A 26,252-nucleotide genomic window follows, 5' to 3' on the forward strand; every position below is an offset into this window, starting at 1 on the left:
CCGGCTCACGTGCCGACGCGGCAGTGGTGTATTGCGATCCGACCGTTTTAGGCGATGAGAGAGGCTTCCTGTTTATACCTGCAGTCGTGAAATGGACCGGCCTTTGCGCAAGCGCTACCTGGTCTGACCCTCTACGGCCGATCATCACCGGACGAACGACATATCCAGTCGCAAGCTCTGCGCGGTTGCCAGGAACGCTCTTGCATCGATCGCCCACGTAAGAGGAGCCCTGACATGCGGTCAGGTTTATACCTTGGTTATCGAGAAGGACATCACCATGCTCTCTCCCTACGCTCACGCCCCAGCAACCGCGCGTCACCTTGTGCCAAGCGTCGAGCCGGTCAAGCCCAAACCTTCACCCTATGATCCACCCGCCGACCTGTCACCGGGCGCGCGAGACGTCAGGACACACATACTGCTCCAAAAAGGCGATGTGACCTTTAGCCGCGAAATCACCTGGAGCACGGCGTACCCCGGTAAACCTAAGATTGTTGCCAATCAACTTAAGGTTGAAACCGGTAACGACGACGACATCATTCGCGTGCGCAGCTGGCCAGGTGACAAGTTGCAGTTCATCGTCAACGGACAGTCGTATGTGGTCGATATCCCACCCCAACAAAGCTTGAACAACAACCTGTTGATCAAGACCAATGGCGGTAATGACACAGTCATCGTCGAGGATGACGTCAAGCATTACGTGTTAATCGAGGGGGGTGATGGCGACGACAGACTCCAGGCCGGCGCAGGCCCGACCGGACTCCTTGGGCAAGACGGCAACGATACGCTGCGCTTGGGCAGTGGCTTTGGCGTTGCACAAGGTGGCGACGGCAACGACAGGCTGTACGGCGGCAGCGGCCCTACCATTCTGTTCGGCGAGGCTGGCGACGACCACCTCCAGGCCGGGTTCAGCAGCGCGCATAAATGGAACCTTCTCAATGGTGGTCCCGGCGACGACACGCTCTTGGGTGGGAGTGGGGACAACTACCTGCACGGAGAAGGCGGCGACGACGAATTGGTGGGGCATGACCGTACGTCGTTCTTCACCGGCGAAGGTAATGACCGCATTCGGAATAATCGGAGCAAGGACCGTATTTTCGCTGGCGCCAATGATCACTTCGACACCACGCAAGGCTCGGCTTTCACTGAGGTGAAACCGAGCACCACTGGCCAATAAGGTCAGCTCAAGGGGTGACCTTGCAGTGGCGAACACCGGCAAGGTCACCGTTGCCCACTCACTTTGCACCATCGTACCTAAAGCTCCTTCTCTCCAAGCCGATAGCCCTACGAAGCTCTAACAAAGCCGCGTCGATAATAACGCTTCGTAAGGACGATCCCATGCCCCCTCTGCGCTCCATCCAAACCCGCTACACCTTGTTTCTGGTGCTGTTCGTCCTGCTGATATTGGTGTTGACCGTTGTCGGTATCGGCCAGTTGGTGGCCCCCACGCTGCGCCATACCGAAGAACAGGTGGTGCTCAACCGCGTCGCCGAAGTGGCTGAGCGCATCCAGGGCGAACTGAACAAGGTTCAAGCCCAACAACGTAGCATCACCCAAACCATTCCCCTGCTCGACAGCGATGCCATCGACAAGGTGCTGCCCGGCCTGGTGGACCAGTATGGCGAGCTGAAAGTCTTCGGCGGCGGTATCTGGCCACTGCCCAACCAGCGCGCTCCAGGGCGCAACAAGTTCAGCACCTTCTGGCACCGTGATGCGTCGGGCAAACTGGCGGTCAACACGTTCTGGAACAGCGACGCTGCGCCCAACTACTACGACCAGAGCTGGTACAAAGGCGGCCTCGCCTCGCCGCGCGGCCAGTGCGCCTGGGCCGCCGCCTACAAGGACGACGCCAGCCAGGAGCCACGCACCAACTGTGCCATGGCCATTCAGCGCGATGGCGCAGCCTATGGCGTGGCCACCATTGACGTAACCCTGGGGTTCTTCAATGAGCTGGTGGCCAGCAAGGAAAAAGACATCGGCGGCCAGATGCTGATCGTTGAAGGCGACGGCAAGATCATCAGCAACAGTTCGCGCATCAGCGGCCCGGTGGTGTTGAAGAACATCAGCGAGCTGGCCAGCACCTCGGCGTTTGCCGCCCAAGTGAGTCAAGCCCTGGCCCATCGTGACCAAGGGCTTGTGCGTAACGAGTTCGACAACCAGGGCGTGGCCAGCACCTTCTACCTGCGCCCGATCGAGGGCACGCCGTGGTTCCTCGCCACCGCCCTGCCGACCTCGTTGATCACTGCCCAGCGTGATGACGTGCTCGGCAGCCTGGCCCTGCTGCAAATTCCCATGGTGTTGCTGCTGGTGCTGCTGGCCGCCTATGCGATCCGCCAACTGGTGCAGCGCATGAAGTCGTTGAAGACCAATATCGATGCCTTGTCAGCCGGCGACGCCGATCTGACGCGACGCATCACCATTCGCGCCGAAGACGAACTGGGCGCCATCGGCCATTCGGTCAACCACTTTATCGTCTACTTGCAGAACATGATTGGTGAAGTGACCCAGGCCACGGGCGCCATGTCGTCGAGCCTGGCGCAACTGCAGCAGACATCGGCCCACACCAACCAGATCCTGGTGCGCCACGCCTCGGAGACCGACCAGACCGTCACCGCCATCACGCAAATGAGCTCGACTGCCGACACCGTCGCGCAAAACGCGGCGGAAACCGCCTCGTTCACCCAGCGCGCCAACGAGCATGCCGACCGCTCCCGCGTGGTGGTGGGCGAAGCGTCCACCAGTGTCAGCGCCTTGATCGGCGAAGTCGCCAGCGCCACCCACACCGTGGAGGCCATGCGCCAGGACGCTGCACGCATCACCGAAACCCTCGGCGTGATCGGCGCGATTGCCGGCCAGACCAACCTGCTGGCCCTTAACGCAGCCATTGAAGCAGCGCGGGCTGGCGAGCAAGGCCGTGGTTTTGCGGTGGTGGCCGATGAAGTACGGGCGCTGGCGGCACGGACCCAGGCCAGCACCTCGCAGATCAACGAGATGCTCGCGCGCCTGACCACCGGCGTGAGTTCGTCGGTGGCGGCCATGGAAAACACCCAGGCCAGTTGCCAGTCGGCGGCGGATGCCACGGCACGGGTGAACACCGGGCTGGATGAGATGGCCGGTTCCGTCAGCCATATCAATAACCTCAGCACCCAGATCGCCACGGCGGCCGAGCAGCAAAGCGCAGTGACCGAGGAGATCAACCGCAGCATGGTGCAGATCCGACAGATGGTCGATGAGTTGGTAGAAAGTGGCCACGCCACCCAAACCAACACTCAGAGCCTGTTGGATGCCAATGGCCGGGTCATTGCATTGATGGGCCGCTTCAAGGTGCGCTGATAAAAGACTGAGACACTCCCGTGCAATGCGCGGGAGTGGGACTATTCTGACAGTTCTCAGGACAAACTCTCGCCACACAGGAGGTGTGTCATGCATGCAGCTGAGCATTCGGCCCGCTTGGAGCGGATCAGTCAGGAACGCTTTATCCAGGCGCCAATCGAGGTCATCTACGACTATGTGACCCAGCCGGATCGCTGGCACGAGTGGCACCCCACCTCCCTGAGTGCCGACACCGGCACCACCGGCTCACTGCCGGCCGGCACGCGCTTTACCGAAATCATCGACCTGCTGGGCGTGCGCGTCCCCATGAGCTATCGCGTACAAATCGCCCGCCGCCCCAGTGAATTCAAGACCGTGTTCACCTCCCTCGCGGTAGACGGTTCGATTCACTACTTCCTGCAACCCCACCGTGGCGGCACGCTGTTCAAACGGGTGCTCACCTACGAAACCGAATTGCAATTGGCCACCTTGCACGCGCGCATGATCGACCTGTCGACCATTGCGCTGGACCAACTCAAGCACCGCCTTGAAAACGCGGCTTTCGTATAATTTAGAAACATTACTGCCACCCCGCTCACCCTGTGGGAGCTGGCTTGCCTGCGATGACGTCGTCATGATCGCCGCAAAATCCCGACGCCGTCCTCTTGCCCACGAGCCCCACATGAAAAACCCCCTGCGACTGGCCCTACTTTGCGCCCTGTTCACCACCACACTGGCCCAGGCGGCCGACCTGATCCCAATCGACGTGCACCGCGATGCCAACTGCGGTTGCTGCAAAAAATGGATCAGTCACCTTGAAACCAACGGTTTCAAGGTTAATGACCATGTCGAAGCCGATATGAGCGCCGTCAAGCAGCGCCTGGGCGTAGCGCCGCGCCTGGGCTCGTGCCATACCGCCGTGATCGACGGCAAGTTCGTCGAAGGCCATGTGCCCGCCGAGCAGGTGCTGGCACTGCGCGAACGCGATGATCTGCTAGGCATTGCCGCGCCCGGCATGCCCATGGGCTCGCCCGGTATGGAAATGGGTGACCGCCGCGAGGCCTACCAGGTCATCGGCCTGACGCGCGACGGTCAGGATGTGGTGGTGGCTGACTACCCGGCCCACTGATTAATGCTCGCCGGTTACCTGGGGCTGTTTTTTGCCGCCTTTGGCGCAGCAACCTTGTTACCACTGCAATCGGAAGCCGTGCTGGTTGGCTTATTGCTCAGCGGCCACTACAGCCTGTGGCTGCTGCTGGGTATTGCGACGGTGGGCAATGTCCTGGGGTCGGTGGTCAATTGGTGGCTGGGCCGCTGGGTTGAACACTTCAAGGATCGCCGCTGGTTTCCGGTCAGCGCAAAGCAACTCGACAAGGCCAGTCGCCATTACGAACGCTGGGGGCACTGGACGTTATTGCTCAGTTGGGTGCCGATCATCGGTGACCCGCTGACCTTGGTCGCTGGGGTAATGCGCGAACCGCTGTGGCGGTTTTTGCTGTTGGTCACGCTGGCCAAGAGCCTGCGTTATGGCGTGCTGGCGGCGCTGACCCTGCACTGGGTGTTAATCCCCACTTAATCCCCTCGCAACAGCATCCGGGCATTCCTTCCGGAGCCCTGTTCATGTCGCTAATCCGCGCCTTTTGCATCACCGGCCTGCTCACGGCGAGCGCCGCTCCCGCCCTCGCCGCTGCTCCCCTTGCCACTACCTATGGCCCCGAGCTGCAAGGCTTTCAATACCCTCACCCGGTCGAACATTTCAGTTTCCAGTCCCAAGGCAAAACCCTGCACATGGGTTATATGGACGTGCCCGCCAAGGGCCGTGCCAATGGCCGCAGCGTGGTGTTGATGCACGGCAAGAACTTTTGCGGCGCCACTTGGGAAGATTCGATCAAGGCCTTGAGCGAAGCGGGTTACCGTGTGATCGCGCCGGACCAGATCGGGTTTTGCACCTCCAGCAAACCGGACCACTACCAGTACAGCTTCCAGCAACTGGCGATCAATACCCACCAACTGCTGGAGAAACTCGGCATTCAGAAGGCCACCCTCATCGGCCATTCCACCGGCGGCATGCTCGCCACCCGTTATGCACTGTTGTATCCGCAACAAACCGAGCAGTTGGCACTGGTCAATCCCATCGGCCTGGAAGACTGGAAAGCCTTGGGCGTACCGTATCGCAGCGTCGACCAGTGGTATGAGCGCGAGTTGAAACTCAGCGCCGACGGCATTCGCCAGTATGAACTCAACACTTACTACGTCGGGCGCTGGAAACCGGAATACGAACGTTGGGTCGACATGCTTGCCGGCCTCAATAATGGCCCGGGCCATACCCAGGTCGCATGGAACTCGGCGCTGATTTACGACATGATCTTCACCCAACCGGTGTACTACGAGTTCAAGGATTTGCAGATGCCCACGCTGCTGTTGATCGGCACGTCCGACACCACCGCCATTGGCAGCGATATCGCGCCGCCGGCGGTCAAGGCCAGGCTCGGTCACTACGACGTGCTGGGCAAGCAGGTGGCCAAGCTGATCCCCCATGCGACCCTGGTGGAATTCCCGGGCCTGGGCCACGCACCGCAGATGGAAGAACCGGCGCAGTTTCATAAGGCACTGTTACAGGGGTTGAATGCCCTTTAATCCAACCTTTTTCGAGGCACTCCTGAATGTCGGTACAGATCGCAGTCATTGATGATTGGCAGAATGTGGCCAGTGGTGTGGTGGATTGGTCGGCATTGGCGGCGGTGGGCCAGGTGCATTTTCTGCACGATTACCCCGCCGATACCGCCACGATGGTTGAACGTTTGCAGGGGTTCGACGTGATTTGCCTGATGCGCGAGCGCTCGACCTTCGATCAGGCCCTGTTGCAAGGCCTGCCCAAGCTGAAACTGCTGGTGACCGGCGGCATGCGCAACGCGGCCATCGACATAGCCGCCGCTAAAGCCCTGGGCATCCAGGTGTGCGGCACCGACAGCTACAGGCAGGCGGCGCCGGAGTTAACCTGGGCGCTGATCATGGCCTCGACCCGCAACCTGCTGGCCGAAGCCAACTCACTGCGCGCCGGCGGTTGGCAGGTCGGGCTGGGTGGCGATCTGTATGGCAAAACCCTGGGGGTTCTCGGACTGGGCAGCATCGGCCAGAAGGTTGCGCAGTTTGGCCAGGCATTTGGCATGCGCGTGATTGCCTGGAGCGAGAACCTTACGCCGGAGCGGGCCGCAGAGGCGGGTGTGAGCTGGGTCAGCAAGCGTGAGTTGTTCGAGCAGGCGGATATTCTGAGCGTGCATCTGGTGCTCAGCGAGCGCAGTCGCGGCCTGGTGGATACGCAGGCGCTGGGTTGGATGAAACCGAGTGCGCGCCTGGTCAATACCTCACGTGGGCCGATTGTGAATGAGCAGGCGCTGATCGAGGCGTTATCGGCCGGGCGACTGGCGGGGGCCGCATTGGATGTGTATAGCGAAGAGCCACTGCCGGTTGATCATCCCTTCCGGCGTTTGCCGAATGTGTTGGCCACGCCGCACGTTGGGTATGTGAGTGAACAGAATTATCGGCAGTTTTATCAGCAGATGATCGAAGACATCCAAGCCTGGGCCAGCGGGACGCCGATTCGTAGCCTATAAGCGGTATCGCAAGCAAGCTTGTCTTGCCATGCAGGCTTGTTGTGGCATGCAAGCTTGTTGTGGCGAGCAGGCTTGCCCTGCGTTGGGCTGCGCAGCAGCCCCATAATGAGCACACCCGGTCTATCTGATGCACCGATTGAGCGATTTGGGAGCGCTGCGCGCTCCAACGCAGGGCAAGCCTGCTCGCCACAACAAGCCTGCTCGCCACACCAGCTCTTTTCACTTCAATTATCCGCCGTTCTCCCAAAATCACCGCAAGTTCCGAACGGTGCATATCGTTACAAGTTTTTTGTCCTACAAAAAACCCCTAGAAACCGTACAGTCTCTGGGATCTGTCCTAGACTGATGACCGATGGGTCCGTTTCAAAACAAAAACCCCGCAAAAAATCGAAACTTTACAACTCTGCCGCAGGTCAAGTTTTTAAGGGAGACGAGCGCAGGCGCTTCAGCCGAACGCCCGTCCATCCACTCTTTTTTCGCAATGGGTGCAACTGGCATACGCCTTGCCAGCTTGTACTGTGCTTGTGCGCCTGGCCGCAGGATGTGGCCAATCGGAGCCGATGGCAGCGGGCCATCAGCCGACCAAACATGTAGGAGAGAACTATGATCAGTGCTGCAGTCGATACTCAGGGAGAGCGTTTTAGTCAGCCGGCAGGGGGACCGACTTCGTTGGCCGACCTGCCCAACACTGTGCGGCCGATCGTGAGTCAGAACCCTAATCGTAAGAAAGTCCTGTTTGTGACGTCCGAATTCGCCGACCTGGTGAAAACCGGCGGCCTGGGCGACGTCTCCGCTGCCCTGCCCCGCGCCATGGCGCACCTGCATGATGTGCGCGTGTTGATCCCGGGCTACCCGCAGGTAATGGAAAGTGACAACCCGATCCATATCATTGGCGAGCTGGGCGGGCACGCAGCGCTGCCGCCGTGCAAGATCGGGCGCATGGACCTCAAGGATGGCCTGGTCATCTATGTGCTGATCTGCCCCGAGCTCTACGAGCGTGAAGGCACGCCCTACGGCGCCAACAATGGCCGCGACTGGCCGGACAACCATATCCGTTTCGCTCGCCTGGGCCTGGCCGCCGCCGACATGGCCGCCAACCTGGCGCAGATCCACTGGTGCCCGGACCTGGTGCACGCCCATGACTGGCCGGCTGGCCTGGCGCCGGCTTATATGCACTGGCGTGGGTCGCGCACCCCCACGCTGTTCACCATTCATAACCTCGCCTACCAGGGGGTGGTCAGCCTGGCGTCGACCCCGGAATTGGGCATTCCACCCCATGCCCTGCAACAGGAAGGCATGGAGTTCTACGGCAAGATGTCGTTCCTCAAGGCGGGCATGGCGTATTCCAGCCATATCACCACCGTGAGTGCGACCTACGCCCAGGAAATCACCACCCCGGAATTCGGCTGTGGCCTCGACGGCTTCCTCGCCAGCAAGACCCAGCAAGGCCTGCTCAGCGGGATTCCCAATGGCATCGACGAAAGCTGGGAAACCTCCACCGACACGCATCTGACCCATAACTTCAATATTGGCGACTGGGAGGGCAAAGCCGTAAATGCCGCCCATGTGCGCGAGCTGTTCGGCCTGCACGAGTCCAGCGGCCCGCTGTTCGCGGTGGTATCGCGCCTAGTGTACCAAAAAGGCCTGGACCTGACCGAAGCGGTCAGCAGCTTTATTGTCGAGAACGGTGGCCAGATCGCCATCATCGGCCGTGGCGAGCCGGAAGAAGAACACGCCATGCGCGAACTGGCCCTGCGCTTTCCTGGCCAGGTCGGGGTGCGCATCGGCTTCAACGAAACCGATGCACGGCGCATGTTCGCCGGCAGCGATTTCCTGCTGATGCCCTCGCGCTATGAGCCGTGTGGCTTGAGCCAGATGTACGCCCAGCGTTTCGGCTCGCTGCCGGTGGCGCGCAATACCGGCGGCTTGGCGGACACCATCGAAAATGGCGTCACCGGCTTCCTGTTCAATGAGTCCACTGTCGAGAGCTATAAAGAAGCACTGAGCCGCGCGTTCAGGGTGTTTGCCAATAAAGGCCTGCTTAACGCCATGCGCAGCCGCTCCATGACCCAACCGTTCAACTGGTGCCAGGCGGTGGAACCCTACGCCGAGCTATACGAGCAACTGGTGGCCAAGGCCCTGGGGAAACCCACGAAGTAATTTTTTGGTTGTTGTTTCAAAAAAGGGAGGTCTTCATAGATGCCGTCACGGACTCTGGAAACCTGGCCCCACGGCGCAATCATGCTGGACGCGCAACACACGCGTTTTGCCTTGTGGGCGCCAGACGCGTTTTATGTCAGCGTTGAATTGCAAGACGGCAAGTCCATCGCCATGCTGCCCCAGGCAGATGGCTGGTTCGAGGTAGAAACCGAGTGCCCGGCGGGCACTTGTTACCGCTACAACATTGATGGCGAACAGGACGTGCCGGACCCGGCATCCCGGGCCCAGGCACTCGACGTGCACGGCTGGAGCGTGGTCGTCGACCCCCTCGCCTATCAATGGCGACACAGCCAGTGGCAAGGTCGCCCTTGGCATGAGGCGGTGATCTACGAACTGCATGTGGGCGCACTGGGTGGCTATGCTGGCGTGCAAAAGCACCTGCCACGCCTGGCCGAACTGGGCGTGACCGCCATTGAACTGATGCCGCTGGCGCAATTTCCCGGCGAGCGCAATTGGGGCTACGACGGGGTGCTGCCCTACGCCCCGCAAGCCTCCTATGGCTCCCCCGAACAACTCAAGGCCCTGATCGACAGTGCCCACGAACACGGTTTGGCGGTGATCCTGGATGTGGTCTACAACCACTTCGGCCCCGATGGCAATTACCTGGGCCAGTACGCCCAAGGCTTCTTTGAAGAAGACGTGCACACGCCGTGGGGCGCCGGGATTGATTTTGATCGCCGTGAGGTGCGCGACTTTTTCCTCGACAACGCACTGATGTGGTTGCTCGAGTACCGCTTCGACGGCCTGCGCCTGGACGCGGTACACGCCATCGACAACCCCGGTTTCCTCAAGGAACTTGCGCAACGGGTACGCCAGCAGGTGGACACCGGCCGGCACGTATGGCTGGTGCTGGAAAACGAACTCAACCAGGCCCGCCTGCTCAAGCACGACTTTGATGCGCAGTGGAATGACGACTTCCATAACGTACTGCACGTACTGCTCACGGGCGAAACGGATGCGTATTACAGCGACTTCGCACAAGACCCCACCGAGAAGCTCGCGCGCTGCCTGGGCGAAGGTTTTATCTACCAAGGCCACACCACCCGTCACGGCCATGCGCGCGGCGAACCCAGTGGTGATCTGCCACCCAGCGCCTTCGTGGCGTTTTTGCAAAACCACGACCAGGTCGGCAACCGCGCCCTGGGCGAGCGCCTGCACCAACTGTGCTCGCCCCAGGCGTTGAAGGCGGCCACCACCTTACTGCTGATGTCGCCGATGATTCCGCTGATGTTTATGGGCGATGAAGTCAACGCCGAGCAGCCGTTCCTGTTTTTCACCGATCATCACGGTGAGCTGGCCGAAGCCGTGCGCGAGGGCCGACGCAACGAATTTGCCGATTTCGCCGCGTTTAAAGACCCTGAGCGGCGCGAACAGATCCCCGACCCGAATGCGCTGCCGACTTTCCTGCAGTCGGCGCCCCGCTTCACCGAGCACGAACACGCGCAGCTTTACCGTCAGCTGCTGAGCCTGCGCCATCGGCACATCGTGCCGCACTTGCCCGGCAGCGTGGCCCTGGGCGCGCAGGTACTGGCCGACGGCGCCGTCACCGCGCGCTGGCGCCTGGGCAACGGCAGCCTGTTGCAGATTGACCTGAACCTGGGTGCCACGCCGCTGGATCACCCGGCGCCGCCGCACCTGCTATTCGAGACGTCTGCCCATGAAGGCGCGCAACTGGCGCCGTTCAGCGCACGCGTCGCCTTATCCCCTGTTGGAGATCACCCTTGAGCGAAGCGAACCTGGAAATACTCGCCAGCCGCGCGGGCCTGGCCGTCGATTGGATCGACGCAAACGGCCGTCCGCAACATGTCGAACCCGCCGCCTTGCGTGCCGTCCTCAAAGGCCTGGGCCACCCGGCCGATACTGACGCCGAGATCAATGCCAGCCTGCTCGAAATGGAACGGGTGCAACAAGACAAGCACCTGCCACCGCTGATGACCGTGGACACCGGCGTGGGTCTGGACCTCGCGCATTACTTCGCCCCGGACACACCGTGCCGCGTCAGCCTGGAACAGGGCGAAACCCTGGAATTGCGCCTGGACGGCAATGCCGAACTGCCCGGCGTAATCGCGCTGGGTTATCACCAGGTGCATATCGACGACCAAACCTTCACCCTGGCCGTGGCCCCTACCCATTGCTACAGCGTCGCTGAAGCGGTCGACAGCCAACCGGCCCGCGCCTGGGGCCTGAGTGCGCAGCTGTATGCACTGCGCCGCCTGGGTGACGGCGGCTTCGGTGACACCCTGGCATTGGAGCACCTGGCCCGCAGCGCCGCCGAACGCGGCGCCGATGCCTTGGCCATCAGCCCGATGCATGCGATGTTCAGCGCCGACACCGAGCGCTACAGCCCCTACTCACCTTCCAGCCGCCTGTTCCTCAACAGCCTGTACGCCTCGCCCGCCTGCATCCTTGGCGAGCGCGAAGTGCGCAACGCCATCGAGGCACTGGACCTTACGGATGAGCTGCACGCCCTGGAACAGCTCACCTTGATCGACTGGCCCACCGCCGCCCGCGCCAAGCAGCGCCTGTTGCGTGCCTTGTATGAAGATTTCCGCCACGGCCAGCACCCGCAACACGCCGACTTCCTGAGCTTTCGCCAGGCCGGCGGCGAAGCCCTGGAGAACCACTGTCGCTTTGAAGCCGTGCAAGCCTTGCGTGCCGCCGCCGGTGAAGACCTCGACTGGCGCCACTGGCCCGAAGCATGGCGCTCGCCTCAGAGCCCGGCGCTGACGCAATTTGCCGCCGACCATACGAATGAGATCGGCTATTTTGCCTTCTGCCAATGGCTGATCGCACGCAGCCTGGAGCGCGCGCAACAAGCCGCGCGTGGCAGCGGCATGGGCATCGGCCTGATCGCAGACCTGGCGGTCGGTGCCGATGGCGGCGGCAGCCAGGCGTGGAGCCGGCAGGACGAGCTACTCGCCAACCTTACCGTCGGCGCGCCACCGGACATTCTCAACCGCGCGGGTCAAGGCTGGGGCATCTCGGCGTTTTCCCCTGAAGGTCTCAAGCGCAACGGCTTTCGCGCCTTTATCGAAATGCTGCGGGCCAACTTCGCCCACGCCGGCGGCCTGCGCATTGACCATGTGATGGGCCTGCAACGCCTGTGGGTCATCCCCATGGACGCTACGCCGCGCGAAGGCGCGTATTTGTACTACCCGGTGGATGACCTGCTGCGCCTGCTGGCGCTGGAATCCCACCGCCACCAGGCCATCGTGCTCGGTGAAGACCTGGGCACCGTGCCCGATGGCCTGCGCGAAAAACTCAGCGGCCGCTCGATCCTGGGCATGCGCGTCTTACTCTTTGAACAAAACCACGACGGCCACTTCAAGCCGATCCTCGACTGGCCGGACAACGCCCTGGCTACCACCAGCACCCACGACTTGCCAACCCTCAACGGCTGGTGGCACAGCCGCGATATCGAATGGAATATCCAGCTGGGCCTGATTGATGCGCCCACCGTGGAGCAATGGAGCGAACACCGCCTGCGCGAACGCCAGGCGCTGCGCCAGGCCTTGAGCCAGGACCCGCAGAACTTCGTCGATGAAATCCGCAATGACACCGACCACATGCTCGACGCCAGCGTGCGCTACCTGGGCCACACCCGCGCGCCGTTGGTGCTGTTGCCGCTGGAAGACGCGCTGGGCATCGAGGAACAAGCCAACCTGCCCGGCACCACCGACACCCACCCCAATTGGCGCCGCCGCCTGCCGGGTGAAGCCGCCAGCCTGCTCGACAACGACAGCGCCGCCCGCCGCCTGGAGCTGCTGGCCGTGGCGCGCAACCAGGCCCATGAGCGTGACCGATGAACGCATTACCCCTGCGCGCGACCCAGCGCCTGCAATTTCACAAAGGCTTCACCCTGGATGATGCCGTGCCCCTGGTGCCCTACTTCGCCCAACTGGGCATCAGCCACCTGTATGCCTCGCCGCTGCTGGCCGCCCGCGCCGGTTCCATGCACGGCTACGATGTGGTTGACCCGACCCGCGTCAACCCCGAACTTGGCGGCGAGCCGGCCTTGCACAGGCTGGTTGCGGCACTGCGTGAGCATGGGATGGGGCTGATCCTCGATATCGTCTCCAACCATATGGCCGTCGGCGGTGCAGACAACCCGTGGTGGCTGGACCTCTTGGAATGGGGCCGCCTGAGTCCCTACAGTGAGTTTTTCGATATCCAGTGGCACTCGCCGGACCCGCTGCTCAAGGGCCAATTGCTGATGCCGTTTCTGGGCAGCGACTACGGTGAAGCGCTGCAAAGCGGCAACCTGGCGCTCAAGTTCGATGCCGTGCAGGGCGGTTTTTACGTCGAGCATTACGAGCACCGCTTCCCGATTTGCCCGCGTGACTACGCCATGATTCTGGGCGGCGATGAATTGTTGAAGCCCCTGGCCGAGCGTTTCAGCGCCCTTGCCTACCAGGATGACGCCTACACCGAAGCCGGCTGGCTCAAACACGTGCTGGCCGAACGGGCCACCGAAGCCTCGGTGCTGCACGCCATCGAACGCCAGCTGGCCGAATTTGATGGGCGCCAGCCGGACGGCTTCAATCACTTGCACGCCTTGCTGGAACAACAGGTTTATCGGCTGGCCAGTTGGCGCACCGCAGCGGACGATATCAACTGGCGGCGCTTCTTCGACGTCAACGAACTCGGCGGCCTGCGCGTAGAACGCAGCGCCGTGTTCGAAGCCACCCACGGCAAGATTTTCGAGCTGATCAGCCAAGGGCTGGTGGACGGCTTGCGCATCGACCATATCGACGGGTTGGCTGACCCACGCGGGTATTGCCGCAAGTTGCGCAGGCGCGTGGACTCGCTCTCGCCAACGCGGCATTTGCCGATCTTTGTAGAAAAAATCCTCGGTGAAGGCGAAACCCTGCGCGAAGACTGGCAGGTGGATGGCACCACCGGCTATGAATTCATGAACCAGCTGTCGCTGTTGCAGCACGACCCGACAGGCTTTGCGCCGTTGGCGGAGCTGTGGACGCGCCACAGTGAACGGCCCGCCGCGTTTATCGAAGAAGCCTGGCTGGCCCGCCAGCAGATTCTCAACGGTTCCCTGGCCGGTGACTTCGAGAGTGTGGCCCAGGCCCTGCTGCAAGTGGCCCGCGACGACGTGATGACCCGCGACCTGACCCTGGGCGCAATCCGCCGTGCCTTGCAGGAGCTGATCGTGCACTTCCCGGTGTACCGCACTTATATCAGTGCCCGTGGGCGCAGTGCGCACGATGATGTGTTTTTCCTGCAAGCCTTGTCCGGTGCTCGCAGCACCTTGGGCGAAGGCGACTGGCCGGTGCTCGACCACCTGGAAAAATGGCTGGGCGGCCAGCCGTGGCGCAACCGCCCGGTCGGGCGTGAACGCAAGATGCTCAAGCATGCCTGCGTGCGCTTCCAGCAGCTCACGTCGCCGGCGGCGGCCAAGGCCGTGGAAGACACCGCCTTCTACCGCTCGGCGGTGCTACTGTCGCGTAACGATGTGGGCTTCAGCACCGAACAGTTCAGTGCACCGCTGGCGGACTTTCATGCGGCCAATCAACAGCGCCTGCAGACCTTCCCCGACAACCTGCTGGCCACCGCCACTCACGACCACAAGCGCGGCGAAGACACGCGAGCGCGCCTGGCGGTACTGAGTGAATGCGCGCCGTGGTACGTCGAACAAGTCGAGCATTGGCGCCGCCTCGCCGCACCGTTGCGCGACGATGCACACAGCCCGTCGGCGGGCGATGAACTGATCCTTTACCAAGTGCTGCTCGGCAGTTGGCCGCTGGATAGCAACCCGGACATGCAGGGTTACCAGCAACGCCTGTGGCAATGGCAGCAAAAAGCCCTGCGCGAAGCCAAGTTGCAAAGCAGTTGGAGCGCGCCCAACGAAGCCTATGAACAGGCGGTCGATGCCTTCCTGTCACGCCTGTTGCTCAGCGATGCCGGCACCCCGTTACGCAACGCCATCGGCAGCGCCGCCCAGGCCATCGCCCCGGCGGGCGCACTGAACGGCCTGGCGCAATCCTTGCTTCGTATCACCGTGCCGGGTGTACCGGATTTGTACCAGGGCGATGAGTTCTGGGACTTCAGCCTGGTAGACCCGGACAACCGCCGCCCGGTGGATTTCAACGCACGGCAACAGGCGTTGAACACACCGCCGGACGTCGGCGAGCTGTTGTCCCATTGGCGCGACGGGCGTATCAAACAGGCGCTGATTGCCCAGGTGCTGGCCGTGCGCAAGGCCAACGCCGAACGCTTCCAACGCGGCAGCTACACGCCGCTGGAAGTGGTAGGCAAACACGCCGATCACGTCGTCGCATTTTGCCGCACGTATCAAGGCAAACACCTGCTGGTGGTGGTGCCACGCTGGCCCCATCGCCTGCTGGAAAACAGTGAACAACCCCATATCAATGCGCAGGTTTGGGGCGATACGCAGGTGAAATTACCGTTCGCCACCACAACACAAAACTGGAAGGGACTTTTTCATACAGGCGCAGTCACACCAAACAAGGAGCTGTTGATCAGCGCTGCCCTGGGGGATTTCCCGGTCAATGTCTTTATCAATCCCGATGATCAAGAAAGCTGAAAATTTTCTGTGAGGAGTATTGTGATGAGTACTGAAGACAAACGCATACGCGAGTTGGCGCATCAGATCTGGGAATCCGAAGGCAAGCCCCACGGTGAAGATGCACGCCACTGGGAGATGGCGCGCAAATTAGCCGAAGCCGAAGCGCTGACCCCAAGCAAACCCAAAGCTGCGGCCAAACCCAAGACCGCTCCCAAGCCTGCGCCAAAAGCCAAGCCGCCGGCCCCGGCGGCCAGCAAGCCCGCACCGCCAGCGGCCAAAAAGCCTGCGGCGCCGAAAAAGCCCAAGCCTTAACAGCCCACGCGCCTCCTGCCGACACTGTCGCCAGGAGGCCCTTTTTACTTTTCAGTGCGCCAGCTGAGCAACCGTCGGCACGGTAGCGCTTGGCCCGAAAAAAGACCCTTGCAGGAGCAATTTAATGAGCAAACCCGATAACAACCCAGCCACGCCGGAAAACGAGCCGTCGCGGATTCGTGAAGGTTTGCCCTTCCCTCTAGGCGCCACCTGGGATGGCCTGGGTGTCAACTTTGCGCTGTTCTCAGCCAATGCCACCAAGGTCGAGCTGTGCCTGTTCGATGATACCGGCGAGGTCGAGCTTGAACGTATCGAACTGCCCGAATACACCGACGAAATCTTCCACGGCTACCTGCCCGACGCCCATCCCGGGCTGATTTACGGCTACCGCGTGTACGGTGCGTATGACCCGGCCAATGGTCACCGCTTCAACCACAACAAATTGCTGATCGACCCGTATGCCAAACAGCTGGTGGGTGAACTCAAATGGTCCGAGGCACTGTTCGGCTACACCATCGGCCACCCGGACGACGACCTCAGTTTTGACGAGCGCGACAGCGCGCCCTTTGTGCCCAAGTGCAAGGTCATCGACCCTGCGCACACCTGGGGCAACGACCAGCCGGTACGGGTGCCGTGGGACCGCACGATCATCTACGAAACCCATCTGCGTGGCATCAGCATGCGTCACCCGTCAGTGGGCGAGTCGGTGCGCGGCACCTGTGCCGGGCTGATGGAAGATGACGTGCTCAAACATATTCGCCAGCTCGGCGTGTCATCCGTCGAACTGCTGCCGGTGCATGCCTTCGTCAACGACCAGCACCTGCTGCAAAAAGGCATGACCAACTATTGGGGCTACAACAGCATCGCGTTCTTTGCGCCTGACCCGCGTTACCTGGCCAGCGGCAAGATCGCCGAGTTCAAGGAGATGGTCGCGCACCTGCATGAGCAGAAGCTCGAGGTGATCCTTGATGTGGTCTACAACCATACCGCCGAGGGCAACGAGCGCGGCCCTACCCTGTCGATGCGCGGCATCGACAACGCCTCGTACTACCGGCTGATGCCCGACGACAAGCGCTTCTACATCAACGATTCCGGCACCGGCAATACCCTGGACTTGAGCCACCCCTGCGTGCTGCAAATGGTCACCGACTCCCTGCGCTACTGGGCCACCGAAATGCACGTGGACGGCTTCCGCTTTGACCTGGCGACCATTCTGGGGCGCTACCGCGACGGTTTCGACGAGCGCCACAGCTTCCTTGTGGCCTGCCGCCAGGACCCGGTGCTGCGCCAGCTGAAAATGATTGCCGAACCCTGGGACTGTGGTCCCGGCGGCTACCAAGTGGGCAACTTCCCACCCGGCTGGGTGGAATGGAACGACCGCTTCCGCGACACCGTGCGCGCCTTCTGGAAAGGCGATGACGGCCAGTTGGCGGACTTCGCCGGGCGCATGACCGCCTCGGGCGAGATGTTCAACCACCGTGGGCGCAGGCCTTACAGTTCGGTGAACTTCATCACTGCCCACGATGGTTTCACCCTGCACGACCTGGTGTCGTACAACGACAAGCACAACGAGGCCAACGACGAAAACAACCAGGACGGCAGCAACAACAACCTGTCCTGGAACCACGGCGTCGAAGGCCCCACCGAAGACCCGGAAATCAACGCCCTGCGCCTGCGCCAGATGCGCAATTTCTTCGCCACGCTGCTGCTGGCCCAAGGCACACCGATGATCGTGGCCGGTGACGAGTTCGCGCGCACCCAGCACGGCAACAACAATGCCTATTGCCAGGACAGCGAGATCGGCTGGGTCAACTGGGACCTGGACGACGACGGCAAGGCACTGCTCAAGTTCGTCAAACGCCTGATCAAATTGCGCCTGGCCTACCCGATTCTGCGCCGTGGGCGTTTCCTGGTGGGCGACTACAACGAAGACCTCGGCGTAAAAGACGTCACCTGGCTGGCGCCGGATGGCAACGAGATGAGCACCGAACAGTGGCAAGACAGCCATGGCCGCTGCCTGGGCATGCTGATGGATGGCCGCGCCCAGGAAACCGGGATTCGTCGCGCTGGGGGTGATGCGACCCTGTTGCTGGTGGTCAATGCCCACCACGACATGGTGAATTTCCGCCTGCCGCCGGTGCCCCAGGGTGAATTCTGGACCTGCATGCTCGATACCAACGCCCCCGCAGTGCGCGGTCAGGAGCGTTTTGACTTCGAGCACGAGTACGCGGTGACCGGACGCTCACTGCTGCTGTTCGAATTGCAACGCGACGACGAGGTGTGAGATGGCTCTGCATGGATTCCTTCAAGGCAACCGCAGCTACGCCGACACGCAGGCGCTGGGCGTTGCACTGAAGGCGCTTCAGGAAGAAGGCCTGGACCAACTGCCATTACCTGGCAGCGGCCAGACGTTGGAACGCTTCAGCCGGTTGGCGCAGGTGGCAGGTCATGACCTGCGCCTGTGCAAGCTGTTCGAAGGTCACACCGACGCCCTGGCGATCATCGCCGAGCTCGACAGCCCCTTGCCGCCCGTGGGCAGTGTTTGGGGCATGTGGGCCGCCGAACCGCCGACGGCCAAGGTACGCGTGCGCCGCGACGGCCAGCGCTTGATCGTCGATGGGCGTAAAGCCTGGTGTTCCGGTGCAGCGGTGGTCAGCCATGGCTTGCTGACCGCCTGGGACGAAAACGACCGCCAACAGTTGGTGGCGGTCGAGATGGACCAGCCCGGCGTCACCGTCACCCACGAAGGCTGGAAAGCCGTGGGCATGGCGGCCACCGGCAGTGTCGACATCATCTTTGATGAGGCCCGCGGCATCGCGGTTGGCGAGCCGGGCGACTACCTGGCACGGCCTGGCTTCTGGCACGGCGGCGTCGGTATCGCCGCGTGCTGGTATGGCGGCGCGCAACGTCTGGCTGAGGTGCTGCGTGTGCATTGCAGCCAACGTCCCGAACAGCATGCGCTGGCGCACTTGGGCGCGGTCGACAGCGTGCTCAACAGCGCCGCCTGTGTACTGCGCGACGGTGCTGAGCAGATTGACCGCCACCCTCGCGCCAATGCGCGGCAACTGGCCCAACAGGCACGGGCGTGCGTCGAGGATACCGTCGAGCAGGTCATTCATCACGTCGGGCGCGCGGTGGGTGCCGGGCCTTACTGCAAAGATCCGCACTTCGCCCAATTGATGGCGGACTTACCCGTATATGTACGTCAAAGCCACGCCGAGCGTGACTTGGCGGCGCTGGGAAAGCTGGTTGCGGACGAACCCACAGGTAGGTGGCTGTTATGAAACTCAACCCGATCATTGGCCAGGGCACGCCGTTGCATCAATGGCAGGGTTCAGCCCATATGGCCCAATTGCCGCAAATCAGTGTCGAGCAGTTGGTGCCCGCGGGGCATCGCGCCGTTATTATTGCTCCGCACCCGGACGACGAAGTGCTGGGCTGCGGCGGCCTGCTGCAAGGCCTGGCCATGCTGGACCGGCAAATCCAACTGATTTCCGTCACCGACGGCAGCGCCAGCCACCCAGGCTCCAGGCGCTGGCCGGTCGAGCGCTTGAGCATCGTGCGCCCGCAGGAGTCGGCCCAGGCCCTGCACCGTCTCGGCCTGCGAATGCACAGTTTGCAGTGGCTGCGCGCAGGCTTTGCCGACAGCCAGGTGGCGGCCCGTGAAGATGAGTTGAGCGCGTTCATAGAGCGGTATCTCAAGCCCACCGATGTGGTGTTCACCACCTGGCGCGAAGACGGGCATTGCGACCATGAAGCCGCTGGCCGCGCCAGCGCCAAAGCGGCGCAGGCGGTAGGTGCGACCCTGTACGAACTGCCCGTTTGGACCTGGCATTGGGCAACGCCCGAAGACAGCCAGGTGCCATGGCAACGTGCACGCAAAATCGCGCTGACACCTGAAGCGGTGGCGCGCAAACGGCATGCCATTCACGCCTTTGCCAGCCAACTTGAAGGCGATCCGCAAGTGGGTCTTGCACCGGTGCTGGCACCCTATGTGGTGGAGCGTTTGCTGCAACCTTTTGAAGTGGTGTTTGTATGAGTGTGGCCACACCCTATTTTGATCAACTGTTCGCCGGTAATGACGACCCTTGGGCCTTTCGCCAGCGCTGGTACGAACAGCGTAAACGCGCACTCACCCTGGCGGTGCTGACACGGCCCCGCTATCGCTCGATTTTTGAACCCGGCTGCGCGAACGGCGAGCTGAGTGCCGAATTGGCGCCGCGCTGCGAGCGCCTGGTGTGTTGCGACACGGCCGCCGCTGCCGTAACGCTGGCGCAAACCCGATTGCGGGGGTTCAGCCACGCCCAGGTTCATCAAAGCCGTTTGCCTGAGGAATGGCCGCCCGGCCAGTTCGAACTGATTGTGTTGAGCGAACTCTGCTACTACCTCGATGCCGAGGATTTACAGCGTTTGATCGACTGTGCCCTCAACGCACTGACCGACAACGGCCAACTGCTCGCGTGCCACTGGCGCCCGCGCATCGATGGCTGCCCGCAAACGGCCGAACAGGTGCACGAAATGCTCGCGCAACGCCTGGGCATGGCCCACCTCGTCCAGCATCACGACAGTGACTTTCTACTCGACCTGTGGAGCCGTGACGGCACCTCGGTCGCCACCCATGAGGGCTTGCGATGATCGGCATTCTGATCCCGGTGCATAACGAAGAAGCGCTGTTGGGCGAGTGCCTCAAAGCCGCGATGATTGCCGCCAGCCACCCTGATTTGCTGGGTGAGCCTGTGCAGATCCTGGCCGTGCTCGACAGCTGCAGCGATGGCAGTGCGGCGATTGCCCAGGCGTATCCGGTGCAGTGTTTACACGTGCAGGCACGTAACGTGGGGCAGGTGCGCGGAGTGGGTGCGCGGCACTTGTTAAACCAGGGCGCGCGCTGGATTTCGTGCACCGACGCCGACAGCCGTGTCGCCCCCGACTGGTTGGTGGCGCAACTGGCCTTGGGCGCCGATGCTGTGTGCGGCACAGTGACGGTGGACGACTGGAGCGAAGGCTTCGGCGTGGCAGCCCAAATCCGCTACACCCAAGCCTATGAGGCTCGCGACGGCCATCGCCATATTCACGGTGCCAACCTGGGCGTGAGTGCCGGGGCGTATGTGCAGTCCGGCGGATTCGAACCGTTGGCCTGCCACGAAGATGTGCAACTGGTGCGCAACCTGGAGCGCTGCGGCGCTTCAATCGCCTGGAGTCATACACCACAGGTAATTACCAGCGCACGCCTGGACTGCCGCGCCCAAGGCGGTTTTGGTGATTACTTGAAGAGTTTGATGCAGGCCACCTGAATATTTCGACCCTGCACGATGTAAAAACGCCGAATCCTTGACTATGCTGAAATCGCCTTGCTGGTCATCCAGGGTTGGATGGCCGCAGTTCATCGCAGCGGAGCCTGTGCTGAGTACAAGAGCGTCGTCCCGTCAACGGGGTACGACCCGGCATCATTCGACAAGGACGTGACACCGATGAAATCTGCCTCATTAAGTGAGGGCCGTCGCGGCCCTGCGCAAATCTGGAACAGTGCGCCACAGTTGGCGCAAATCCCCTTTATCAAGCCCTCCTCCCTGGTGCCACGCGGCGCGCGCGTGGTGGTCATCGCGCCTCACCCCGGCGATGAGGTGTTGGCGTGTGGCGGATTATTGCAACTGCTCAGCACCCTCGACCACCCACTGCAACTGATCTCGATCACCGATGGCAGCGCCAGCCACCCAGGCTCGAATGCCTGGCCGGCAAGCCGCCTGAGTGTGATCCGCCCGCAGGAAAGCGCTGAAGCGCTGCGGCGCCTGGGGATGCCGCTGCACAGCCTTAAGTGGATTCGCGGCGGCTTTTGCGACGACGCCCTGGCCGCCCGCGAGCAGCCCATGAGCCAGTTCATTGCGCGCTATCTGCAACCGGGCGACGTGGTGTTTACCACTTGGCGCCACGACGGCAAGGACGACCATGACGCCGTCGGCCGAGCCAGCGCCAAAGCCTGCCAGCTCACCGGCGCGCGCCTGTATGAACTGCCGATATGGGCCTGGCATTGGCCGCTGCGTGAAGGCTCGGTGATCCCCTGGCATCGCGCGCGCAAGGTGCGCCTGGACAGTTGGAGCGTTGCGCGCAAGCTTCACGCCGCCCATGCGTATGCCAGCCAATTGGTCGGCGACCCGGAGATCGGCCTGGCGCCCATGCTTGCCCAGGAGTTGCTGGAGCGGATGCGTGAGCCCTATGAGATCGTGTTTGCCTAGGCCAGCACTCGCCTGTACCTGTCAGTTCTCACAGTAGCACCCGGCTCACTCTGCGACTAAGGTGCAAAAAGCCTGCACAGCTTGATGTGCAGTCGAGAAAGCCATGCCAACCCCTTGCATTCGCCGGTGTTTTCGTAGAACAGGCAACCCGTCGTGCCTGCTCCGTATCGCGCTCTACCTTCCCATGGCTTGAACCGCACCTGATTGCTCAGGTGCGGGAACTTCCTTCGGACAAGGAGCCGTCATGCGCACACTGCCAGTTTTTCTGACTTACCTGGGTATCACGTTGATGGCGGTGTGGCCGCTGCCGTCGCTTGGCGCCTGCACGATCAACATTACCGCCGGCAATGACACCTCGACCTGCAACAGCGGCGCCGCGCCGGGCTTTACCGACACCGCCGGCAACAACACGCTGAACCTCAGCGGCAGCGGCTCCCTCAACGGTGATGTCACCTTGGGGGCCGGCAACGATCTGGTTGACATCAACGGTGCGACAGCGGCAATCAATGGGATGCTGCACCAGGGCGACGGTGCGAATACGTTTCGTCTGACGCTGGGCGCGGTCACGGGGTCCATTACCCAGGGCGATGGTGTGGATCTGGTGCAGATCAACGGTGGGCACGCGGGGGCGATCATCCAGGGCGGGGGCATTGACAGTTTTGTCATGCGCGATGGCACTGTCGAGTCACTGGCCCAAGGCGACGGCCATGACACATTCGTTATGAGTGGTGGCACCATCAAGGGCGCCTTTGAAGACGGCGATCAAGCATTGATGACCGGCGGCACCATCGGCCGGGTCGACATGAAACTCGATAACAACGTCTTCGATATGCGCGGCGGCACCATCGTCGGCAACCTTGTCACAGGGCTTGGCAGGGACACCATTCTCGTCTCGGGCACCAGCACCATCGGCGGCAACATCAGCACCAGCGCCGGCGTGGATTTGATCCAGGTCAGCGGTGGCAGGGTCAACGGCCAAATCCTCACGAGCTTCGGCGCCGATCAGTTCATTTGGACCGACGGGGGAACAATCAACGGGGCAATTCTCATGGGTGCCGATGATGATTCTGCCCTGCTGAAAAACCTCCGCGAAACCTTGCTGGCCGCCACCCCCCAACTGGACGGCGGCGCGGGTAACGACACCCTCACCTTTGACGCAACGCAAACCAGCGTCCCGAGCCGCTACACCGGCTGGGAGCGGGTGTCTATGGTCAATGGGTCGGCCCTGACACTCGGTGGCACATTCGTATTGGGAGGCAGCGATACCGGTACCGGCGCAATGAGCATTGATGCAACGAGCAGATTGATCGTCACAACGGGCACTCTCGCGCCCTTCACGTCCGGACAATTGGCAACCTTGAACAACGCCGGTCTGATCGATATGAGTACCGACAGTTCCAGCACGACCGACAGCTTGACGGTCAACGGCAATTACATCGGCACGGGCGGTCGGCTGGCGCTGCAAACGATGTTGGGCGCGGATAACTCACCCAGCGACAAACTGGTGGTCAGCCAAGGCACCCTGCTGGGCGCCACGGCGATCAGCATCACCAACCTGGGCGGTGCAGGTGCGCTGACCGTGAAGGATGGCATTGAGGTGGTACAGGCAACCCAGGGCGCCACCAGCAGCGTCGGTGCGTTCTCGCTGGCTGGCCCCGTGTCTGCTGGTGCGTTTGACTATCACTTGTTCAGAGGGGGCGTGACCGCGGGTACGGAACAGAATTACTACCTGCGCTCCACCGTGCCGGCGCAGCCCACGCCGGATGCGGTGATTACCCCGCCCACCCCAGCGCCTGGCACCCCGGCATTGCCGCCCAATCCAGGCAACACCGCAATCCCCCTTTACCGCGCCGAAGTGCCGGTGTACGCCGTGCTGTTTCAAGCTGCCGAGCAAATCGTGCAAGGCATGCTGGGGACTTACCACGAACGCGTGGGCGATCAGCGCCAGCAGCAACAAACCGGGGTATTCCCCACGGGTTGGGCCAGGGTGTACGGCGGCAACAGTCGCCAGAGTTTCGCGGGAACGGTCAGCCCGACACTGGACAGTTCGCTGTCGGCCTTCCAGGTGGGCAGCGACCTGTACGCCACCAGCACGGACAGCGGCCAGACTCACCGGCTTGGCTTCTTTGTGGGCCACAGCCGCCTGCAAGGCGACGTCAAGGGTTTCAACGGTGGCTTCCAAGACAAGGACGCAGGCCGCCTGACCTTGCGCGGCGACAGCCTGGGCGCCTACTGGACACTGATCGGCGCCAACCGCGCCTATCTGGACCTGGTGGTAATGGGCACCCGCTTCACCGGCAACAACGAGTCCGACCGGGGCATCAAGATGAAAACCAAAGGCAGCAATGCATTGGCGTCCGCCGAAGCGGGCTGGCCTTTTACTGTGAGTGCCCAATGGGAACTGGAGCCACAAGCCCAGCTCATCGTCGACCGCACGCGGCTGGACAGCCAGAACGACCGAATCTCCGCCGTCTCCTACGACGCTGACACGCATGTCACCACCCGCCTGGGTGCCCGCTTGCGTGGCAGCTATGAGGTGAGTGGTATGCCCCTGCAGCCATACGCGCGTGCCAACGTCTGGCATGCCCGCGCCGGCACCAACACCGTAAGGTTCGATGATGCTACCGACATAAACACCGAGCAAAAGTCGACCACGCTGGACCTCAACGTCGGCGCCACCTTGACCGTTGCCCAAGGCATCAGCCTGTACGGCCAACTGGGCTACAACCGCAACCTGGACAGCAATGCCCTCAACGGCCGCCAAGGCACGCTGGGGCTTCGAATGGATTTCTGATCCGCGTATGTGTATCGCACTGTATCCAGGGCCCGTTGCGATACACAACGTTTAACCCATGGCACTTGCTGAAACACAGCCGATACAGCACGACGTTCAACTGAGCACTCGGCACACATCAAGCCCCAGGAGGCTCGCCATGCACGCTCAGTTGAAACGCCACCCACTTTTCCTGGCTTTTGCCCTGTTGCCATTCGCGGCCATGGGCATGGCCCATGCCGAGATGCCCGAACCGCAAACCCCGGCACCGCAGCATCAATCGGCGTTCGGGACGCTCAAGCACATCAAGGCCGGCCTGCTGGATGTGGCCTACGCCGAGGTCGGCCCGGCCAATGGCCAAGTGGTGATCCTGTTGCATGGCTGGCCCTACGATATCGACAGCTACGCCAACGTCGCACCGCTGTTGGCCGGCAAGGGCTACCGCGTGTTGATCCCGTATGCGCGTGGGTATGGCGATACGCGTTTTCTGTCGGATAAAACCTTACGCAATGGTGAACCGGCGGCGCTGGCCCAGGACGTGATCGATTTCATGGACGCGCTGAAGGTCCAGCAAGCGGTACTGGGCGGTTATGATTGGGGCGCGCGCTCAGCAGATATCGTCTCGGCGCTGTGGCCGGAACGGGTCAAGGCATTGGTGTCAGTCAGTGGCTACCTGATCGGCAACCAGGCCGCCGGTAAGAACCCGCTGCCACCCAAAGCTGAGTTGCAGTGGTGGTACCAGTTCTACTTCGCCACCGAACGCGGCGCCGCCGGTTACCAGAAAAACACCCACGATTTCGCCAAGCTGATCTGGCAGACCGCCTCGCCGAAGTGGGCCTTTGACGAGGCCACCTTCGAACGCAGCGCCAAAGGCCTGGACAACCCCGATCACGTGGCCATCACCGTCTTCAACTACCGCTGGCGCCTGGGCCTGGTACAGGGCGAAGCGCAATACGCTGCGTTGGAGCAAACACTCGCGCAGTCACCGAGCATTGGCGTGCCGACTATCACGCTTGAAGGCGACGCCAACGGTGCGCCGCACCCGTTACCTGAGGACTACGCCAAACGCTTTACCGGCAAGTACCAGTTTCGTCTGGTGAGCGGCGGCATCGGCCATAACCTGCCGCAAGAAGCGCCGGCGGCGTTTGCCAAGGCCATAGTGGACGCCGATCGCCTGTGAAGCGACGTGAACTGCTTGGCAGCCGTGCCTAAAGTCGCCCAAAGGAATGCCGATACGCTTCTGGCGCCGCCCT

Annotated in this window: 20 protein-coding genes; all 20 read left to right on the forward strand. The window is 62.0% G+C overall.

Annotated features, from left to right (window positions below):
- The first annotated feature begins 277 nt into the window (after positions 1-277).
- The 20 genes from HU759_RS16100 to HU759_RS16195 all read left to right on the forward strand — a co-directional run bounded on the left by HU759_RS16100 (position 278) and on the right by HU759_RS16195 (position 26,179).
- Complete coding sequence (locus HU759_RS16100; protein WP_080593797.1) at positions 278-1,174, forward strand: calcium-binding protein; 897 nt, start codon at positions 278-280, stop codon at positions 1,172-1,174.
- Between the two features lie 161 nt (positions 1,175-1,335).
- Positions 1,336-3,330, forward strand: coding sequence for a methyl-accepting chemotaxis protein (locus HU759_RS16105; protein ID WP_170037595.1), 1,995 nt, complete (start codon positions 1,336-1,338; stop codon positions 3,328-3,330).
- A gap of 90 nt (positions 3,331-3,420) precedes the next feature.
- Positions 3,421-3,879: an SRPBCC family protein gene (locus tag HU759_RS16110; RefSeq protein WP_017138908.1), complete on the forward strand. Its 459-nt coding sequence runs from the start codon at positions 3,421-3,423 to the stop codon at positions 3,877-3,879.
- A 112-nt stretch (positions 3,880-3,991) separates the two neighbouring features.
- Positions 3,992-4,438, forward strand: coding sequence for a DUF411 domain-containing protein (locus HU759_RS16115; protein WP_169986211.1), 447 nt, complete (start codon positions 3,992-3,994; stop codon positions 4,436-4,438).
- 3 nt (positions 4,439-4,441) lie between these two features.
- Positions 4,442-4,885, forward strand: coding sequence for a YqaA family protein (locus HU759_RS16120; protein WP_017138910.1), 444 nt, complete (start codon positions 4,442-4,444; stop codon positions 4,883-4,885).
- Positions 4,886-4,929: 44 nt separating this feature from the next.
- Positions 4,930-5,946 (forward strand): alpha/beta hydrolase, encoded by a 1,017-nt coding sequence (locus HU759_RS16125; RefSeq protein WP_186616846.1) that lies wholly within the window; start codon positions 4,930-4,932, stop codon positions 5,944-5,946.
- 26 nt (positions 5,947-5,972) lie between these two features.
- A complete protein-coding gene (locus tag HU759_RS16130) occupies positions 5,973-6,923 on the forward strand; it encodes a D-2-hydroxyacid dehydrogenase family protein (RefSeq protein ID WP_186616844.1) in 951 nt (316 codons plus the stop codon).
- Positions 6,924-7,526: 603 nt separating this feature from the next.
- Positions 7,527-9,083, forward strand: a complete 1,557-nt coding sequence (gene glgA, locus HU759_RS16135; protein ID WP_169986213.1) for a glycogen synthase GlgA — start codon at positions 7,527-7,529, stop codon at positions 9,081-9,083.
- A 39-nt stretch (positions 9,084-9,122) separates the two neighbouring features.
- Entirely contained in the window at positions 9,123-10,868 is a 1,746-nt protein-coding gene (treZ, locus tag HU759_RS16140) for a malto-oligosyltrehalose trehalohydrolase (protein ID WP_186616843.1), read from the forward strand.
- A complete protein-coding gene (malQ, locus tag HU759_RS16145) occupies positions 10,865-12,949 on the forward strand; it encodes a 4-alpha-glucanotransferase (protein ID WP_099549667.1) in 2,085 nt (694 codons plus the stop codon). The genes treZ and malQ overlap by 4 nt, the downstream gene beginning before the upstream one ends.
- Positions 12,946-15,702 carry a malto-oligosyltrehalose synthase gene (locus HU759_RS16150; RefSeq protein WP_186616842.1) on the forward strand — a complete coding sequence of 919 codons (2,757 nt, stop codon included), beginning with the start codon at positions 12,946-12,948 and terminating at the stop codon, positions 15,700-15,702. Before malQ ends, HU759_RS16150 begins: the two co-directional genes overlap by 4 nt.
- A 24-nt stretch (positions 15,703-15,726) precedes the next feature.
- Positions 15,727-15,996 carry a DUF2934 domain-containing protein gene (locus HU759_RS16155; protein ID WP_017138916.1) on the forward strand — a complete coding sequence of 90 codons (270 nt, stop codon included), beginning with the start codon at positions 15,727-15,729 and terminating at the stop codon, positions 15,994-15,996.
- 124 nt (positions 15,997-16,120) lie between these two features.
- Entirely contained in the window at positions 16,121-18,280 is a 2,160-nt protein-coding gene (glgX, locus tag HU759_RS16160; protein ID WP_017138917.1) for a glycogen debranching protein GlgX, read from the forward strand.
- Between the two features lies 1 nt (position 18,281).
- Entirely contained in the window at positions 18,282-19,280 is a 999-nt protein-coding gene (locus HU759_RS16165; protein ID WP_186616841.1) for an acyl-CoA dehydrogenase family protein, read from the forward strand.
- The gene (locus HU759_RS16170) at positions 19,277-20,035 is read left to right on the forward strand and encodes a PIG-L family deacetylase (protein ID WP_186616840.1); all 759 of its coding nucleotides are present in this window, start codon (positions 19,277-19,279) and stop codon (positions 20,033-20,035) included. The genes HU759_RS16165 and HU759_RS16170 overlap by 4 nt, the downstream gene beginning before the upstream one ends.
- Positions 20,032-20,631: an SAM-dependent methyltransferase gene (locus tag HU759_RS16175; RefSeq protein ID WP_177033199.1), complete on the forward strand. Its 600-nt coding sequence runs from the start codon at positions 20,032-20,034 to the stop codon at positions 20,629-20,631. Before HU759_RS16170 ends, HU759_RS16175 begins: the two co-directional genes overlap by 4 nt.
- A complete protein-coding gene (locus HU759_RS16180; RefSeq protein ID WP_099549661.1) occupies positions 20,628-21,287 on the forward strand; it encodes a glycosyltransferase family 2 protein in 660 nt (219 codons plus the stop codon). Before HU759_RS16175 ends, HU759_RS16180 begins: the two co-directional genes overlap by 4 nt.
- A 177-nt stretch (positions 21,288-21,464) precedes the next feature.
- A complete protein-coding gene (locus tag HU759_RS16185; protein ID WP_017138922.1) occupies positions 21,465-22,226 on the forward strand; it encodes a PIG-L family deacetylase in 762 nt (253 codons plus the stop codon).
- Between the two features lie 244 nt (positions 22,227-22,470).
- The gene (locus HU759_RS16190) at positions 22,471-25,020 is read left to right on the forward strand and encodes an autotransporter outer membrane beta-barrel domain-containing protein (protein ID WP_186616839.1); all 2,550 of its coding nucleotides are present in this window, start codon (positions 22,471-22,473) and stop codon (positions 25,018-25,020) included.
- A gap of 139 nt (positions 25,021-25,159) precedes the next feature.
- Positions 25,160-26,179 (forward strand): alpha/beta hydrolase, encoded by a 1,020-nt coding sequence (locus HU759_RS16195; RefSeq protein WP_169986227.1) that lies wholly within the window; start codon positions 25,160-25,162, stop codon positions 26,177-26,179.
- The last annotated feature ends 73 nt before the right edge of the window (positions 26,180-26,252 follow it).

Origin of the sequence: Pseudomonas sp. OE 28.3, assembly GCF_014268205.2 — a bacterium.
GTDB lineage: Bacteria > Pseudomonadota > Gammaproteobacteria > Pseudomonadales > Pseudomonadaceae > Aquipseudomonas > Aquipseudomonas edaphica.